Raw genomic sequence first — 14,486 nt, 5'->3', positions numbered from 1 at the left:
CGGCACGTCCGGTCGCGGACGGTGGGGGCGTAATCCGGTCGCCGGCGCCCCGGCCGTCGGGCAGACTGGCGGGCACACAGTCGATCTCACCTGGAGGATGACATGCGTGCGGCCGGCCCGGTCCTGGACAGCCTGCAGGGGCTCGCCCTCGGCGACGCCTTCGGCGACCGGTGGTTCTCGGTCCCGGTCGACGAGATGTCCGCCGCCCTGGCGGCCCGTTCGCCCCGCCCGGCGCCCTGGCACTGGACCGACGACACCGCGATGGCGCTCGTCCTGGTCCGCCATCTGATCGCCTGGGGCGGGGTCCGGCAGGACGCGCTGGCCGGGGAGTTCGCCGCGGAGTACAGCCGCGAGTACGGACGCAAGTACGGCCCGGCGATGCACCGGGTGCTGCGCGGTATCGGCTCCGGCGGCGACTGGCGGGCCATCACCGCGAGCCAGTTCGAGGGCCAGGGCTCGTACGGGAACGGCGCCGCGATGCGGGTCGCCCCGTTGGGTGCCTGGTTCGCCGACGACCTGGACGAGACCGTCCGACAGGCCGAACTCCAGGCGCTGACCACGCACTTCCACCCCGAGGCGGTCGCCGGCGCGGTGGCGGTCGCACTCGCCGCGGCGCTCGCGGTCCGCAGCCGCGGCGGGAGCGCCCCCGGCCGGGCGGAGTTGCTCACCGAGATCGCCGGACGGGTGCCCGACAGCGAGGTCCGCTCCGGCCTGCGGATCGCGGCCCGGATGCCCGAGCACACCAGCGTCCGGCACGCGGCCACCGTGCTCGGCTCCGGACTCCTGATCTCCGCCCCCGACACCGTCCCGTTCGCCCTCTGGTCCGCCGCCGGGCACCTCGACTCGCTGCCCGAGGCGATCTGGCACACCGTGGAGGGCGGCGGCGACACGGACACCACCTGCGCCATCGCCGCCGGGGTGGTCGCCGCCCGCACCGGACTCGCCGACGTCCCGCCGGCGTGGCTGGCCGCCCGCGAGGAACTGCCGGACTGGGTCGCCGAGGTGTCGGCCTCGTCCTGACCGGCCGGCGCCGGCGGTCGACCGTATGGGCCGGCCCCTCGCCCCGGGGGGCCGGCCCGGTCAGACCGACGACAACCGGGGCGTCACCGCCGCGAGTTGCCGAAGATCAGCCGGTAGGCGATCAGCAGCACCAGCGCACCGCCGATGGCCGACACCCAGGTCGGTCCGTCGAAGAAGCGCGCCGTGATCGACCTGTGCATGAAGTGCGACGCGACCCAGCCGCCGACGAAGGAACCGGCGATACCGATCAGGGTCGTCACGATCAGACCGCCCGGGTCCCGCCCGGGCAGCAGCAGCTTGGCCAGGGCGCCCGCCACCAGGCCCAGCACGATCCACGCGATGATGCTCATCCGTTCCGTCCCTCCCGTCGGCGCGACGGCCCCGTCCCGCGCGCTCTGCACCGAAGGACGCCGCCGTCCACGGCCCGGTTCCGCCGCACCGCGCGGGGCGCCGCGATCCGGCCACGCGCGGCCGACCGGTCCGCGCGTGGCGTCCTTCCGGCAGGCTGCGCGCGTCGAAATACTGCGGCCATGCGCATCCTGATCGCCGCCGCCGGCTCCCGGGGCGACGTCGCCCCCTTCACCGGGCTCGGCGTCCGCCTGCGGACGGCCGGGCATCAGGTGGCCGTCGCCACCCACGCCACCTTCGCCGAGTCGGTGCGGGGCGCCGGACTGGAGTTCCGCCCGCTGCCGGCCGACCCGCGCGCCGAACTCGCCTCCGCCGGAGGCCGGCGGCTGCTGCGAGCCGGCAGCGGGCCCCGAGCGGTCCTGCAACTCCTGCGGCTGGGCCGGAGGTTGATGCCGGCGCTTGGCGCGGGCATCGTCGACGCGACGGCGCTCGGCGCCGATCTGCTGCTCACCACCAGCACCACCAGCGCGCTCGGACAGGTCGCCGCCGAGGCCGCCGGCATCCCCACCATCGGGCTCTACCTCCAACCCCTCTCCCCCACGGGCGCGTTCGCACCCGCCGTCAGCGGCACCCGGACGCTCGGACGGCCCGGCAACCTGCTCGCCGGGCACGCCGTCCAGGCCGCGACCGACCAGTTGTTCGCCCCGGCCGTACGGGCCCTGCGGCGACAGCTCGGGCTGCCGCCGCTGAGCGTCGCCCGTGCCCGCCGCGACCACCCCGTCCTGCACGGCTTCTCGCCACGGGTCGTTCCCCGGCCCAACGACTGGCACCCGCGACTGGACGTGGCCGGGTACTGGTGGCCGCCCGAGCGGACCGGCTGGCAGCCACCGGCCCGGCTGCTGGACTTCCTCGCCGCCGGACCGCCACCGGTCTTCGTCGGCTTCGGCAGCCTGGTCGTGCCCGAACCCGAGCGGCTCACCGCGACCGTCCTCGCCGCGGCACGCACCGCCCGGGTGCGCGTACTGCTGCAGTCCGGCTGGAGCGAACTGGCCGCCGAGGACTCGGACTCCGTGCTGACCATCGGCGACACCCCGCACGAGTGGCTGTTCCCCCGCACCGCCGCCGTCGTCCACCACGCGGGTGCGGGCACCACCGCCGCCGCCCTGCGCTCCGGCACCCCGACCGTCCCGGTGCCCGCCCAACTCGACGCCCCCTTCTGGTCCGCCCGCCTGACCGGACTCGGCGTCACCCCTGGCCCGCTCCCGCTGCGCACCCTCACTCCCGCCCGATTGGCCACCGCCATCCGTCAGACCGTGGACGACCCCCGCTACCGCATCAGGGCCCGGTCCGTCGCCGAAGCCCTGGCCTCCGAGGACGGGGCCGCGAAGGTCATCGCCGCGGTGGAGCGGGAGGACGCGGCCGCGAAGGGATGACGGACGACGAACTGACCAATGACGAGCAACAGATGACAGCTGACAGATTTCGTAATCTGTCAGCTGTTATCTGTCAGCTGTTACCTGTCGCCCGCTCGCCGACGTCCGCCCGCCCGCGCCGCCCGCCATTCGCCGCGTGCCGCCCCGCTCCTGCCCGCCGCCGGCCGCCCGACAGCCAGTTGAGGAGCAGATACAACACCGAAGCCGCCGCGAAGCCGACCGCCCAGCCGTAGTCGGCGAGCGGCTTGAGGGCGGGGACAACCCCGTCCACCGGGAACGGGCCCTGCTGGACGCCGTGCCCGTCGACGGTCGAGTACGAGCCGCCGACCGCCAGCAGGCCACCGGCCAGCAGCGCGACGACCGCCCGCCAGTTCCACCCGGCGGCGTACCAGTAGGTGCCGAACGGCCGGTAGAGGTCGGCGAGTCGCAGCCGGGTGCGGCGCAGCACCCAGTAGTCCGCGATCAGCACCCCGGCGACCGTGCCGAGCAGGCCGCCGACGACGCCCAGCCAGACGTAGATGTAGACGTGCGGGTCGGCGGTCAGCTTCCAGGGGAGGATCGCGATCCCGACCACGCCGGTGATCAGCGCCCCGGTACGGAAGCTGATGAACCGGGGCAGCAGGTTGGCCAGGTCGTAGGCCGGGGAGACGACGTTCGCGGCGAGGTTCACCGACAGCGTCGCGACCAGGACCGTCAGCAGCGCGAACAGGACGGCGGCCGGGTTGTCCATCTTCGCGGCCAGCTTGATCGGGTCCCAGACCGGCTCGCCGTAGACCGCCTGGGAGCCCGAGGTGACCAGCACCGACAGCAGCGCGAAGAGCGTCATCGTGGTCGGCAGGCCGAGCGCCTGGCCACGGATCTGGGCCCGCTGGCTGCCGCCGAAACGGGTGAAGTCGGGGATGTTCAGCGACAGCGTGGACCAGAAGCCGATCATGCCCATCAGGGACGGGAAGAAGACCTTCCAGAATCCGCCGCCCCACCCGAGCCGCGACGGCTGGGAGAGCAGCGGCCCCAGCCCGCCCGCCTTGACGCTGATCCACACCAGCAGGGCGAGCGCGCCGGCGATGACGAACGGCGCCGCCCAGTTCTCGAAGCGCCGAAGTGTCTCCATCCCCCGGGCGATGATGACCATCTCGATCAGCCAGAACACCAGGAAGGACAGCCACTGCGTCCACGGGTAGCCGCCGAACTCCGGCGCCGCGCGCCAGGATTGGCCGAGCAGCTTGCCCGCGAGCAGGAAGATGCCCTCGCCGCCGATCCAGGTCTGGATGCCGAACCAGGCACAGGCCACCGCCGCACGGATGAGCGCGGGCAGGTTGGCACCGCGCAGCCCGAAGGAGGCCCGGGCGAACACCGGGAACGGGATGCCGTACTTGGTGCCGGCGTGCCCGGTGAGCAGCATCGGGACCAGCACGATCAGGTTGGCGAGCGCGATGGTCAGCACCGCCTGCTTCCAGTCCATGCCGATCGCGACCAGGCCCGAAGCCAGGGTCCAGGACGGGATGTTGTGGGCCATGCCGACCCAGAGTGCCAGGAAGTTGTACGTGGTCCAGGTGCGCCGCCGCACCTGGACCGGTCTCAGGTCGTCGCTGGTGAATCCGTTGGGAGGCAACCCCCCGTCGGCCGCGTCGAGTTCGACCCGGCCGTCGGGGTGTTGCCGCTGTCTGCCGCCACTGGTCGCGGTGTCGGTCATGGGCAACTCCCGTCTGATGCGGAGGGATCAGCGGTTGGAGCACGCGGCGGAGCACGCGGCCCCGCACGAGGTGGAGCAGGCGCCGGAGCACGCGGTGGAGCAGCGGAAGGACCGAGCAGAGCTTGTGGATCGGAGGTGGTGGATCAGAGGTGGGGGATCACGTCCGTCCCGTAGGCGTCGATGGTGGTCTCGACGGCGTCGTGCATGGCGTAGACGGCGAACTGGTCGACGCCGAGCGCGCGGAGCTCCGCCAGCCGGGCCCGCTGGGCTTCCACCGGCCCGATCAGGCAGAAGCGGTCGACGATCCCGTCGGGGACGAAGGCCGTGTCGGGGTTCCCGGCCCGGCCGTGGTGGCTGTAGTCGTAGCCATGGCGGTCCTTGATGTAGTCGGTGAGCGCGTCGGGCACCAGGTCGGAGTGCTCGCCGTAGTGGCCGACCAGGTCGGCGACGTGGTTGCCGACCATGCCGCCGAACCAGCGGCACTGCTCCCTGGCGTGGGCGAGCGCGGCGGGCGAGTCGTCGGCGGTGACGTACGCGGGTGCGGCGACGCAGACGGTGACCGAGGAGGGGTCCCGGCCGGCGTCGGCGGCCGCGGCCCGGACCGCCTTGACCATGGACTCGGTGAGGTAGGGGTCGGCCAGTTGCAGGATGAACCCGTCGGCCTGGCGCCCGGTCAGGGCGAGCGCCTTCGGCCCGTACGCGCCCATCCAGACCGGTAGTGCGGCGCCGGGGCGCACCCAGGGCAGGTGCATCTCGGTGCCGTCCACCTCGACGGTGCGTCCTTCGGCCAACTCCTTGATGGCGTGCATGGCTTGGGAGAGCCGGTCGAGGGTGGCGGGCCGGCGTCCGGCGACCCGCATGGCGGAGTCGCCGCGGCCGATGCCGCAGACGGTGCGGTTGCCGTACATGTCGTTGAGGGTGGCGAACAGGGAGGCGGTGACTTCCCAGGTGCGGGTGGAGGGGTTGGTGACCATCGGGCCGACGGTCAGCCGTTCGGTCTCGGCGAGGATGCGGCTGTAGATGACGAAGGGCTCCTGCCACAGCACGCAGGAGTCGAAGGTCCAGCCGTGGCTGAACCCGGCCCGTTCGGCGCGGATCATCCGGTCGATGAGCAGGCGGGCGGGCGGGTCGGTCTGCAGGACGAGGCCGATGTCCATGGGTGGCTCCGGGAGGGGGTGGGGAGGGCGGCCCGGGGTCGGCGTGCGCCGCGCGGCCCCGGGCGGGAGAGGGAGGGAGATCAGGTCAGGTCACGTCAGGGCAGCTCAGGTCACGTCAGGGCAGCTCAGGTCACGTCAGGGCAGGTCGGTCAGGTCAGGGACGGGTCAGGTCAGGTACTGGCAGGTGTCGCGGCGCAGGAAGGCACCGTGCCCGGCTCGGCCGAGCCAGTGGCCGTCGTCCAGGACGACGGTGCCGCGGGAGAGCACCGTGCGGGCCCGGCCGGTGAGTCGACGGCCCTCGTAGGCCGAGTAGTCGACGTTCATGTGGTGGGTGGCGGCGGAGACGGTCTGCACCGCGGTGGGGTCGTAGACCACCAGGTCGGCGTCGGCGCCCGGGGCGATGGTGCCCTTGCGCGGGTGCAGTCCGAACATCCGGGCGGGGGTGGTGCAGGCGATCTCGATCCAGCGGCGCCGGGTGATGTGTCCGTCTACCACGGCCTGGTGGAGCAGGTCCATCCGGTTCTCCACGCCGGGGAGGCCGTTGGGGATCTTCGAGAAGTCGCCGCGGCCGAGTTCCTTCTGCCCGACGTAGCAGAACGGGCAGTGGTCGGTGGAGACCACCTGGAGGTCGTTGGTGCGCAGCCCGCGCCACAGCGCCGCCTGGTGCTCGCGCGGCCGCAGCGGGGTGCTGCACACGTACTTGGCGCCCTCGAAGCCGTCCGTGCCCTCCTCGGCGAGGTTGTCGGTGGAGAGGAAGAGGTACTGGGGGCAGGTCTCGCCGAAGACGTTGAGTCCGGTGTCGCGGGCCCGGGCGAGTTCGTCGAGGGCGGAGGCGGCGGAGACGTGCACCACGTAGAGCGGGCTGCCGGCGACCTGGGCGAGCTTGATCGCCCGGTGGGTGGCCTCGGCTTCGAGGAGTTCCCGCCGGACCTCGCCGTGGTAGCGGGGGGCGGTGTGTCCGGCGGCGAGGGCCTGTTCGACCAGGACGTCGATGGCGATGCCGTTCTCGGCGTGCATCATGATCAGCCCGCCGTTGGCGGCGCCGCGCTGCATGGCGCGCAGGATGCGGCCGTCGTCGCTGTAGAAGACGCCGGGGTAGGCCATGAACAGTTTGAAGGAGGTGGATTCGCCGGAGTCGACGAGCGTGTCCATCTCCTTGAGGACGGCGTCGTTGACGTCGGAGACGATGGTGTGGAAGGCGTAGTCGATCGCGCAGGTGCCCTCGGCCTTGGCGTGCCAGGTGTCCAGGCCCTCGCGCAGTGAGCCGCCGACGGGCTGGACGGCGAAGTCGACGATGGTGGTGGTGCCGCCCCAGGCGGCGGCTCGGGTGCCGGTCTCGAAGGTGTCGGAGGCCGCGGTGCCGCCGAACGGCAGTTCCATGTGGGTGTGGGCGTCGACGCCGCCCGGGATGACGTAGTGGCCGGTGGCGTCGATGACGGTGTCGGCGGTCCAGGTCTCGGCGGTCGCGCTGCCGGTGGCGGCCAGTGCGGCGATGCGTTCGCCTTCGATGAGGACGTCGGCGTGGAGTTCGTCGGCGGCGGTGATGACGAGGCCGCCGCGGACGACGGTGCGCTGGTGCGGGTCGCGGGTGGTCATCGCGGGGCTCCTCAGGCCTCGGCGAGCGGTCCGTAGGCGTCGGGGCGGCGGTCGCGGTAGAACTGCCACTGCCGGCGGACCTGTTCGATCAGGTCGAGGTCGAGGTCGCGGACGAGGAGCTCCTCCTCCTTGTCGGAGGCGACGTCGCCGACGAACTTGCCGCGCGGGTCGACGAAGTAGGAGGTGCCGTAGAAGTCGTTGTCGCCGTACTCCTCGGTGCCGACGCGGTTGATGGCGGCGACGAAGTACTCGTTGGCGACGGCGGCGGAGGGCTGTTCGAGCTGCCAGAGGTGGGCGGAGAGGCCGCGGCTGGTCGCGGAGGGGTTGTAGACGATCTGCGCGCCGGCCAGGCCCAGGGCGCGCCAGCCCTCGGGGAAGTGCCGGTCGTAGCAGATGTAGACGCCGACCTTGCCGACGGCGGTGTCGAAGACGGGCCAGCCGAGGTTGCCGGGCTTGAAGTAGTACTTCTCCCAGAAGCCCTTGAGCTGCGGGATGTGGTGCTTGCGGTACTTGCCGAGGTAGCTGCCGTCCGCGTCGATCACGGCGGCGGTGTTGTAGTAGACGCCGGTCTGCTCCTCCTCGTAGATCGGCACGACGATGACGAGGCCGAGTTCCCGGGCGAGGTCCTGCATCCGGCGCACGGTCGGGCCGTCGGGGACGGCTTCGGCCCAGCGGTAGTGCTCGGGCTCCTGGACCTGACAGAAGTACGGGGAGTTGAAGACCTCCTGGAAGCCGATGATCTTCGCGCCCTGGGCGGCGGCCTCGCGGGCGTACCGTTCGTGGAGCGCGATCATGCTCTCCTGGTCGCCGGTCCAGCGGGTCTGGACGAGCGCGGCACGGACGATCTGCGACATGGGTACCTCCGCAACTGCGCGGCCGGCCGTGCGGCCGGGCCCGCGGTCTGAGGGTTGACGGGGCGGGTCTCGCCTGCGGTCCCGCTCGGGGACCCCAGCCGGTCTACGTGCGTAGAAAGCAGTCTGTCGACGGTAGGCCGGGCTTCGGTGGCCTGACAATACGTCGGCGGTAACGCGTCTGAGGCGATCTCGTTACGCGGACACGCGGGCACTCCTGGGTGGGATGAAAGGCTGATCTACCCCGCCGATGCGCTCCCTACTCGTATGGCGCGCTCATTCCTCGGTCGGTGGAGTGAAGGCGGCCGCGCCGCCGCGCCGGGGATCATCGCGGGCCACCGGGGATCACGGGGATCTCCGGGGGTCACCGGGGGTCACCGGGGTCACCGGGCGCAACAAGCCGGCGTCCCGGCTTGACTTCGCCCGACGGGCTCGGAAAGGATCCGGTGCATGGAAACCGGCACCACTCTGGTCTGCCGCCTGCACGTCGATCTGCGACGCCAGGCGAGTTCCATCTGTGCCTGTTGACCTCGCCCCTTCCCGCCGGTCCCGCCCTGTGACGTCCGCCAGGGCCCGCGCCGCGCACCCGTACCCGCAGTTCTGACTCCCGCCCGCCCGACGGCAAGCGCGCGTGCCGTGCCCGGTCGGGCCGGGTCGCTCCGCCGACTCGCGCCCGCCGGGCCGCACCGCCGCCACCACCGTCACCTGGCATCGCTACAGCTACCGCCGTGGAGCGGGCGCACCCCGCCGACGTTCCCGCCGCACCCGAGGACGCCTCATGAGCCTGCACCTCGCCCCCGAGACCCCGACACACACCGCCGGAACACCACCCACCGAAGAACCGCTCAGCCCCAGTACCCTGCGCGGCATCGTCCGCGAGCTGGCCGAGCGGCCCGAGCAGTGGATCCACCTGGTCCGGCTCTCCACCGAGGAACGCTGGTACCGGCGCCTGGTGGCGGCGGGCGACCACGAGGTGTGGCTGATCAGCTGGCTTCCCGGCCAGTCCACCGGCTTCCACGACCACGGCGGCTCGCGCGGCGCGTTCACCGTCGCCCTCGGCGAGTTGGAGGAGCTGTCCCTCGGCGGCCCGGAGCAGGGGCTGCTGATCCGCCGGGTCCCGGCCGGCACCGCCCGCGCCTTCGGCCCGGAGTACGTGCACGACGTCCGCAACACCGCCTCCGCACCGGCTGTGACCCTGCACGCCTACTCGCCCCCGCTCAGCTCCATGGCGCACTACGATCTGCGGGCCGGTGGGCTCGTCCGTACCTCCGAGGAAGGACCGCAGCAGTGGTGACCACGATCGACGACCTGGTGGCACGGGCCCGGGAGGGCGTCCACCGCCCGGGCGCCCGGGAGGCGCACCGGGCCCAGGCGCGGGGCGCGCTGCTGGTGGACATCCGTCCCGCGGCGCAGCGGGCGGCCGAGGGCGAGATCCCCGGCTCGCTGATCATCGAGCGCAACGTCCTGGAGTGGCGGCTCGACCCGGCGGGCAGTCACCGCATTCCCGAGGCCGCGGGTTACGACATCGAGGTGATCGTGGTCTGCTCCGAGGGGTACGCCTCCAGTCTGGCCGCCGCCTCGTTGCGCGAGCTGGGGCTGCACCGGGCGACCGATCTGGACGGTGGATTCGTCAGCTGGGCGGCCACCGGGCTGCCGACCCGCCCGGGCGGTTGAGGCCTGGTGGTCGCGGCCGGGCGGTTGCGGTTCCGGGACTGCGGCCGAACGGATCGGTGGCCCGGCGGCCCCGGCGGCGTTCGCGCCGAGGAGAACTGACGGCCCGGCAGGGTCTGGGGCGGCGGCGCTGCGCCGGGGCCGAGCCGGGCGCGACGGCGTGTGCCGCACGGTAAATCACGGACAGGAGATGATGCAGGTCATAGTCTGATCGGAGTTTCCGCCGGTCTGTAGCTGGGCAGCCACGCGGGCGGAAGAACGCCCGGGCGGTCGGAGCCGCCGCCAACCGGACGACCTCGACCGAAACGCCCCCCGACCGAACGACCAATCGATCGGCCCGACCGTCCATCACCGACCGAACACCACTGACCGACCGACACTGACCGACCGACCGACCGACACAGACGCCGCCACTCCGGCGCGCCCTGACGAGGAAACACCCCGTGATCAGATTCGAGGGCGCCGGCAAGCGCCACCCCGACGGCACCATCGCCGTCGAGGGCCTGGACCTGGAGGTTCCGACCGGTCGGATAACCGTCCTGGTCGGACCGTCCGGCTGCGGCAAGACCACCCTGCTGCGCATGGTCAACCGGATGGTCGAGCCCACCTCCGGCCGGGTACTGCTGGACGGTGCCGACGTCGCCGCGCTGGAGCCCGCCAAGCTGCGTCGCGGCATCGGGTACGTGATCCAGCAGGCCGGGCTCTTCCCGCACCGCAAGGTGATCGACAACATCGCCACCGTCCCCTACCTGCTCGGCTGGGACCGCAAGAAGGCCCGCGCCCGAGCCGCGGAACTGCTCGAACTGGTCGGGCTCGCCCCCGAGACCGCCAAGCGCTATCCGTTCCAGCTCTCGGGCGGCCAGCAGCAACGCGTCGGCGTGGCCCGCGCGCTGGCCGCCGACCCGCCGGTCCTGCTGATGGACGAGCCGTTCAGCGCGGTTGACCCGGTGGTACGGGCCGGGCTCCAGGAGGAGCTGCTGCGGCTGCAGTCCGAACTGCACAAGACGGTGCTGTTCGTGACCCATGACATCGAGGAGGCCGTCCGGCTCGGCGACCAGGTCGTGGTACTGCGCGAGCACGGCCGGATCGCCCAGCTGGCCGACCCGCACACCCTGCTCACCGCCCCCGCCGACGACGGCGTCGCCGCCTTCCTCGGCCGCGACCGGGGCCTGCGCGGTCTCGGGCTGCGCCCCGCGACCGCCGTTCGGCTGCGCCCGCTGGGCGACGGGGTCTCGTACGGCGGCTGGAAGTTGACGCTGGACGACGAGCTGCGCCCGATCGGCTGGGTCGACCGCGACGCCGTCACCGCCGCCCTTCAGCCGGTGGCCGCGTACCACCCGGACCGCGACACCCTGCGCACCGCCCTGGACGCCGCCGTGCTCTCACCGGCCGGCGTCGCGGTGGCGCTGGACGCCGAGGGCCGGGCGGTCGGCACCGCGAGCCGTGAGGCGATCCTCGCCGCGCTCGCCCCCGCCGACCGGACCGCCGACGCGCCCCGGATGGACGTCGGGACGGACGTCGGGACGGACGGAGCCGACGGTGGACGATGAACCGATCGTCCGCTGGTACTGGATCGGCGACCACCTCGGCTACCTCGGGAACCTGCTCGCCGACCACGCCCTGATCGCCCTGGTCCCGGTGCTGATCGGCCTGCTGCTCGCCGTGCCGCTCGGTCTGGCCTGCGCCCGGTTCCCCCGGCTGTACCAGCCGCTGTCCGCCGTCTTCAACGTCGTCTACGCGCTTCCCTCGCTGGCCGTGTTCGTGGTGCTGATCCCGTACACCGGGCTCGCCACCCAGGCGACCGTGATGATCCCGCTCACCTTCTACGCGCTCGCCGTGCTGCTGCCGACCACCGTGGACGGGCTGCGCGCCGTCCCGGAGGCCGTCCGGCAGGCGGCCACCGCGATGGGCTACGGGCCGTGGCACCGGCTGACCGCGGTCGAACTGCCGGCCGCCGCGCCGTACCTGATCGCCGGGCTGCGGGTCGCCGCGGTGTCCAGCATCTCGCTGGCCAGCGTCGGCGCGCTGGTCGGGCGCGGCGGGCTCGGTTACCTGTTCATCGACGGCTTCCAGCGCACCTTCCCGACCCCGATCGTGGCCGGCATCGTGCTGATCGCCGTGCTCGCGCTGGCCGTCGACCTGCTGCTGGTGGCCGCGCGGCGGCTGCTCGCGCCGTGGGCCGTCCGGGAGAAGGGGGCGGGCTCGTGAGCTGGCTCGACTGGCTGAGCGACTTCTTCTCCGCCCCGGACCGCCGCAGCGGCCCGGACTCGATCATGCACCGGGTGAGCGAGCACCTGCTGCTCTCCGGCGAGGCCCTGCTGTTCGCGGCCCTGCTGGCGGTGCCGCTCGGGCTGCTGATCGGCTATACCGGGCGCGGTGTCACCGCCGTCACCGCGCTGGCCGGCGCCGCCCGGGCCCTGCCCACCCTCGGCCTGGTGACGCTGGCGGTGCTGCTCGCCGGGGTCGGCGACACCGCCGTGCTGATCCCGCTGGTCGCGCTCGCCGCGCCACCGCTGCTGGTGGCGGCCGTCGAGGGGGTGCGGGGCACCGATCCGGACGTCCGGGACGCCGCCCGCGGCATCGGGCTGACCCACCCGCAGGTGCTGTTCCAGGTCTGCCTGCCCTCGGGCGCGCCGACCCTGCTCGCGGGCTTCCGCATCGCGACCGTCCAGGTGATCGCGACCGCCACGGTGGCCGCCTACGTCGGTCTGGGCGGCCTCGGCCGTTACGTCATCGACGGCCTGGCCACCCGCCAGTACGCGGTGACCGTGGGCGGCGCGCTGCTGGTGGTGCTGCTCGCGGTCGGCGCCCAGCTGTTCTTCGCCCTGCTCGCCCGGTTCGCGCTCCCGCCCGGGGTGCGCGCCCAGCGCCGGGCCGGCTGAAGCCCTCCTCACCCATCCGCTCCGGAAGGACAACTGTCACCATGTCGACAATGAAGAGAAGCAGGCGCGCCGTCCTCCTCGGCACCCTCGCGGCGCTCGCCCTGGGTGCCACCGCCTGCGGCTCCTCCAACAGCAGCAACCCGCTCGGCGGGGGGTCGAGCGCCGCGACGGGCACCGGCGTCTCCGGGGGCGCCACCGCGGCCGGCGGCGGCTCCGGGTCGACGGTCGTGGTCGGCTCGGCGAACTTCCCGGAGAACGTCCTGCTCGGCTCGATCTACTCGCAGGCGCTCAAGGCCAAGGGTGTGAAGGTCCAGGAGAAGTTCAACATCGGCAGCCGCGAGGTGCTGTACGGGCAGTTGCAGAGCGGCAACCTGACCGTCCTGCCCGAGTACAACGGCGCGCTGCTCGCCTACCTGGACGCCAAGGCCACCGCCGTCACCACCCAGGACGTGAACGCGGCCCTGACCAAGGCGCTGCCCGCCTCGCTGGGGATCCTCGACTCCTCCCCCGCCGAGGACAAGGACTCGCTCAGTGTCACCCAGGAGACCGCCGACAAGTACAACCTCAAGAGCATCGCCGACCTCGCCGCCAAGGCCGGTGACTTCACCATCGGCGGCCCGCCCGAGTTCAAGACCCGCCGTGAGCAGCAGTTCAAGGACGTCTACGGGCTGACCTTCAAGGAGTGGAAGCCCACCGCCGACACCACGGCGAACGCGCTGAAGGACGGCAGCATCCAGGTCGGCAACGTGTTCACCACCGACCCGAAGATCGTCCAGTACAAGCTCGTTCCGCTGACCGACCCGAAGAACGTCTTCGGGGCGCAGAACGTCACCCCGCTGGTCAACAAGGCGGGCGTGGACGCCACGGCGACGGCGGCGCTCAACGCGGTGTCGGCCAAGCTGGACACCGCCGGGCTGACGGCGCTGATGAAGCGGGTCTCGATCGACAAGGAGGACCCGTCGACGGTGGCCAAGGACTGGCTGAAGGCCAACGGGCTCGGCTGATCCGCGGGGGCCGTACGGGCCGTACGGCTCGCATCACCGGCCCGCATGACCGGCCCCGCACGGCTGGGGCGGCGGCACGGAGGCATCGTCTTCCGGGCCGCCGCCGGCCGTGCGGCGGGACCTTCCCTTCGGCGCCGCGAACATGACAGTGTGACGCCATGCGCACTCGTCTCCTCGCCGCCACCCTCACGGCACTCGCCGCGGTGAGCCTCGCTGCCTGCTCCAGCTCGGGATCGACCTCGGGATCGGGCTCCGGCTCCGGCTCCGGCTCCGGCTCCGACAAGGCCACCACCGCGGCCGCCACCTCGCCCGCCGCCTCGACCGGCGCGGCCGCCTCGACGCCCGCGACCCCCGGGCCCTCAGGGGCCGGCCCCGTGGACGGTGCCGCCGGGACGCCCGCGGGCTCCTCGCCCGGCACGGACGCGTCGGCCCCGGCCAAGCCTGCGCCGCCCGCCGACGCCGGGCTGCCCGCCAAGCCGGACGCCGACGTCACGGGCAAGGTGGTCGCCGCACTGAACGCGATCGACCCGGCGATCGTCGGCGGCAAGCCCGACCAGGCGGTGGAACAGGCGCGCAAGCAGTGCCAGTCGATGTACCAGTTCCCCAAGGACACGGCGAAGCTGGTCGAACTGGCCGGCCAGAACTTCACCTCGCCCGACCACCCGCAGGGCTTCGGCCCCGACACCGCCGCGAAGATCAACGACGCGCTGCGCGCCACCCTCTGCCCGTCGCCGCGCTAGGGGCCGTCTTCAAAGCTGATCAAGTGATGAGGAATCATGTCCGTCATGGTGCGTCGTCATGAGCTGTCGGATGCCGAGTGGGCTGTGCTGT

The 14,486-nt window shown here is 72.7% G+C and carries 15 protein-coding genes; 10 read left to right on the top strand and 5 right to left on the bottom strand.

The annotated features are described in order from the left end of the window. Positions 1-102 precede the first annotated feature (102 nt). Positions 103-1,020, top strand: a complete 918-nt coding sequence (locus ACZ4WV_RS16815) for an ADP-ribosylglycohydrolase family protein (protein WP_465747273.1) — start codon at positions 103-105, stop codon at positions 1,018-1,020. Between the two features lie 83 nt (positions 1,021-1,103). Here ACZ4WV_RS16815 and ACZ4WV_RS16810 read toward each other — a convergent pair whose 3' ends face one another. Continuing rightward, positions 1,104-1,370, bottom strand: coding sequence for a GlsB/YeaQ/YmgE family stress response membrane protein (locus tag ACZ4WV_RS16810; protein WP_465747272.1), 267 nt, complete (start codon positions 1,368-1,370; stop codon positions 1,104-1,106). Positions 1,371-1,550: 180 nt separating this feature from the next. Between ACZ4WV_RS16810 and ACZ4WV_RS16805 the strand changes: the two genes are divergently transcribed. Then, positions 1,551-2,801: a glycosyltransferase gene (locus ACZ4WV_RS16805; protein ID WP_465747270.1), complete on the top strand. Its 1,251-nt coding sequence runs from the start codon at positions 1,551-1,553 to the stop codon at positions 2,799-2,801. Between the two features lie 73 nt (positions 2,802-2,874). Here ACZ4WV_RS16805 and ACZ4WV_RS16800 read toward each other — a convergent pair whose 3' ends face one another. From ACZ4WV_RS16800 to ACZ4WV_RS16785, 4 genes are all read right to left on the bottom strand, one after another. Continuing rightward, positions 2,875-4,494 (bottom strand): NCS1 family nucleobase:cation symporter-1, encoded by a 1,620-nt coding sequence (locus tag ACZ4WV_RS16800; RefSeq protein WP_465747268.1) that lies wholly within the window; start codon positions 4,492-4,494, stop codon positions 2,875-2,877. A 143-nt stretch (positions 4,495-4,637) separates the two neighbouring features. After that, positions 4,638-5,651 carry a TIGR03842 family LLM class F420-dependent oxidoreductase gene (locus tag ACZ4WV_RS16795; RefSeq protein ID WP_465747266.1) on the bottom strand — a complete coding sequence of 338 codons (1,014 nt, stop codon included), beginning with the start codon at positions 5,649-5,651 and terminating at the stop codon, positions 4,638-4,640. A 165-nt stretch (positions 5,652-5,816) separates the two neighbouring features. Beyond that, positions 5,817-7,247 (bottom strand): dihydropyrimidinase, encoded by a 1,431-nt coding sequence (hydA, locus tag ACZ4WV_RS16790; RefSeq protein ID WP_465747264.1) that lies wholly within the window; start codon positions 7,245-7,247, stop codon positions 5,817-5,819. Positions 7,248-7,258: 11 nt separating this feature from the next. Continuing rightward, on the bottom strand, positions 7,259-8,101 hold the full coding sequence (locus ACZ4WV_RS16785) for a nitrilase-related carbon-nitrogen hydrolase (protein WP_465747262.1): 843 nt from the start codon (positions 8,099-8,101) through the stop codon (positions 7,259-7,261). A gap of 447 nt (positions 8,102-8,548) precedes the next feature. Here ACZ4WV_RS16785 and ACZ4WV_RS16780 point away from each other — a divergent pair, with 447 nt between their 5' ends. The 8 genes from ACZ4WV_RS16780 (at position 8,549) to ACZ4WV_RS16745 (ending at position 14,395) form a co-directional block, all read left to right on the top strand. Then, on the top strand, positions 8,549-8,626 hold the full coding sequence (locus ACZ4WV_RS16780) for a putative leader peptide (RefSeq protein ID WP_465747480.1): 78 nt from the start codon (positions 8,549-8,551) through the stop codon (positions 8,624-8,626). Positions 8,627-8,876: 250 nt separating this feature from the next. Further along, complete coding sequence (locus ACZ4WV_RS16775) at positions 8,877-9,392, top strand: cysteine dioxygenase (RefSeq protein WP_465747260.1); 516 nt, start codon at positions 8,877-8,879, stop codon at positions 9,390-9,392. Beyond that, positions 9,386-9,772 (top strand): rhodanese-like domain-containing protein, encoded by a 387-nt coding sequence (locus ACZ4WV_RS16770; RefSeq protein ID WP_465747258.1) that lies wholly within the window; start codon positions 9,386-9,388, stop codon positions 9,770-9,772. The genes ACZ4WV_RS16775 and ACZ4WV_RS16770 overlap by 7 nt, the downstream gene beginning before the upstream one ends. A 440-nt stretch (positions 9,773-10,212) precedes the next feature. Beyond that, positions 10,213-11,319: an ABC transporter ATP-binding protein gene (locus ACZ4WV_RS16765; RefSeq protein ID WP_465747256.1), complete on the top strand. Its 1,107-nt coding sequence runs from the start codon at positions 10,213-10,215 to the stop codon at positions 11,317-11,319. Further along, positions 11,309-11,977 (top strand): ABC transporter permease, encoded by a 669-nt coding sequence (locus ACZ4WV_RS16760; protein WP_465747255.1) that lies wholly within the window; start codon positions 11,309-11,311, stop codon positions 11,975-11,977. The genes ACZ4WV_RS16765 and ACZ4WV_RS16760 overlap by 11 nt, the downstream gene beginning before the upstream one ends. Continuing rightward, positions 11,974-12,651, top strand: coding sequence for an ABC transporter permease (locus ACZ4WV_RS16755; RefSeq protein ID WP_465747252.1), 678 nt, complete (start codon positions 11,974-11,976; stop codon positions 12,649-12,651). The genes ACZ4WV_RS16760 and ACZ4WV_RS16755 overlap by 4 nt, the downstream gene beginning before the upstream one ends. A 50-nt stretch (positions 12,652-12,701) precedes the next feature. After that, on the top strand, positions 12,702-13,655 hold the full coding sequence (locus tag ACZ4WV_RS16750; RefSeq protein ID WP_465747251.1) for an ABC transporter substrate-binding protein: 954 nt from the start codon (positions 12,702-12,704) through the stop codon (positions 13,653-13,655). Between the two features lie 158 nt (positions 13,656-13,813). After that, on the top strand, positions 13,814-14,395 hold the full coding sequence (locus ACZ4WV_RS16745) for a hypothetical protein (RefSeq protein WP_465747249.1): 582 nt from the start codon (positions 13,814-13,816) through the stop codon (positions 14,393-14,395). The last annotated feature ends 91 nt before the right edge of the window (positions 14,396-14,486 follow it).

The organism is Kitasatospora sp. NPDC029312 (assembly GCF_055569215.1).
This window is presented reverse-complemented; position numbering and strand designations above follow the sequence as displayed.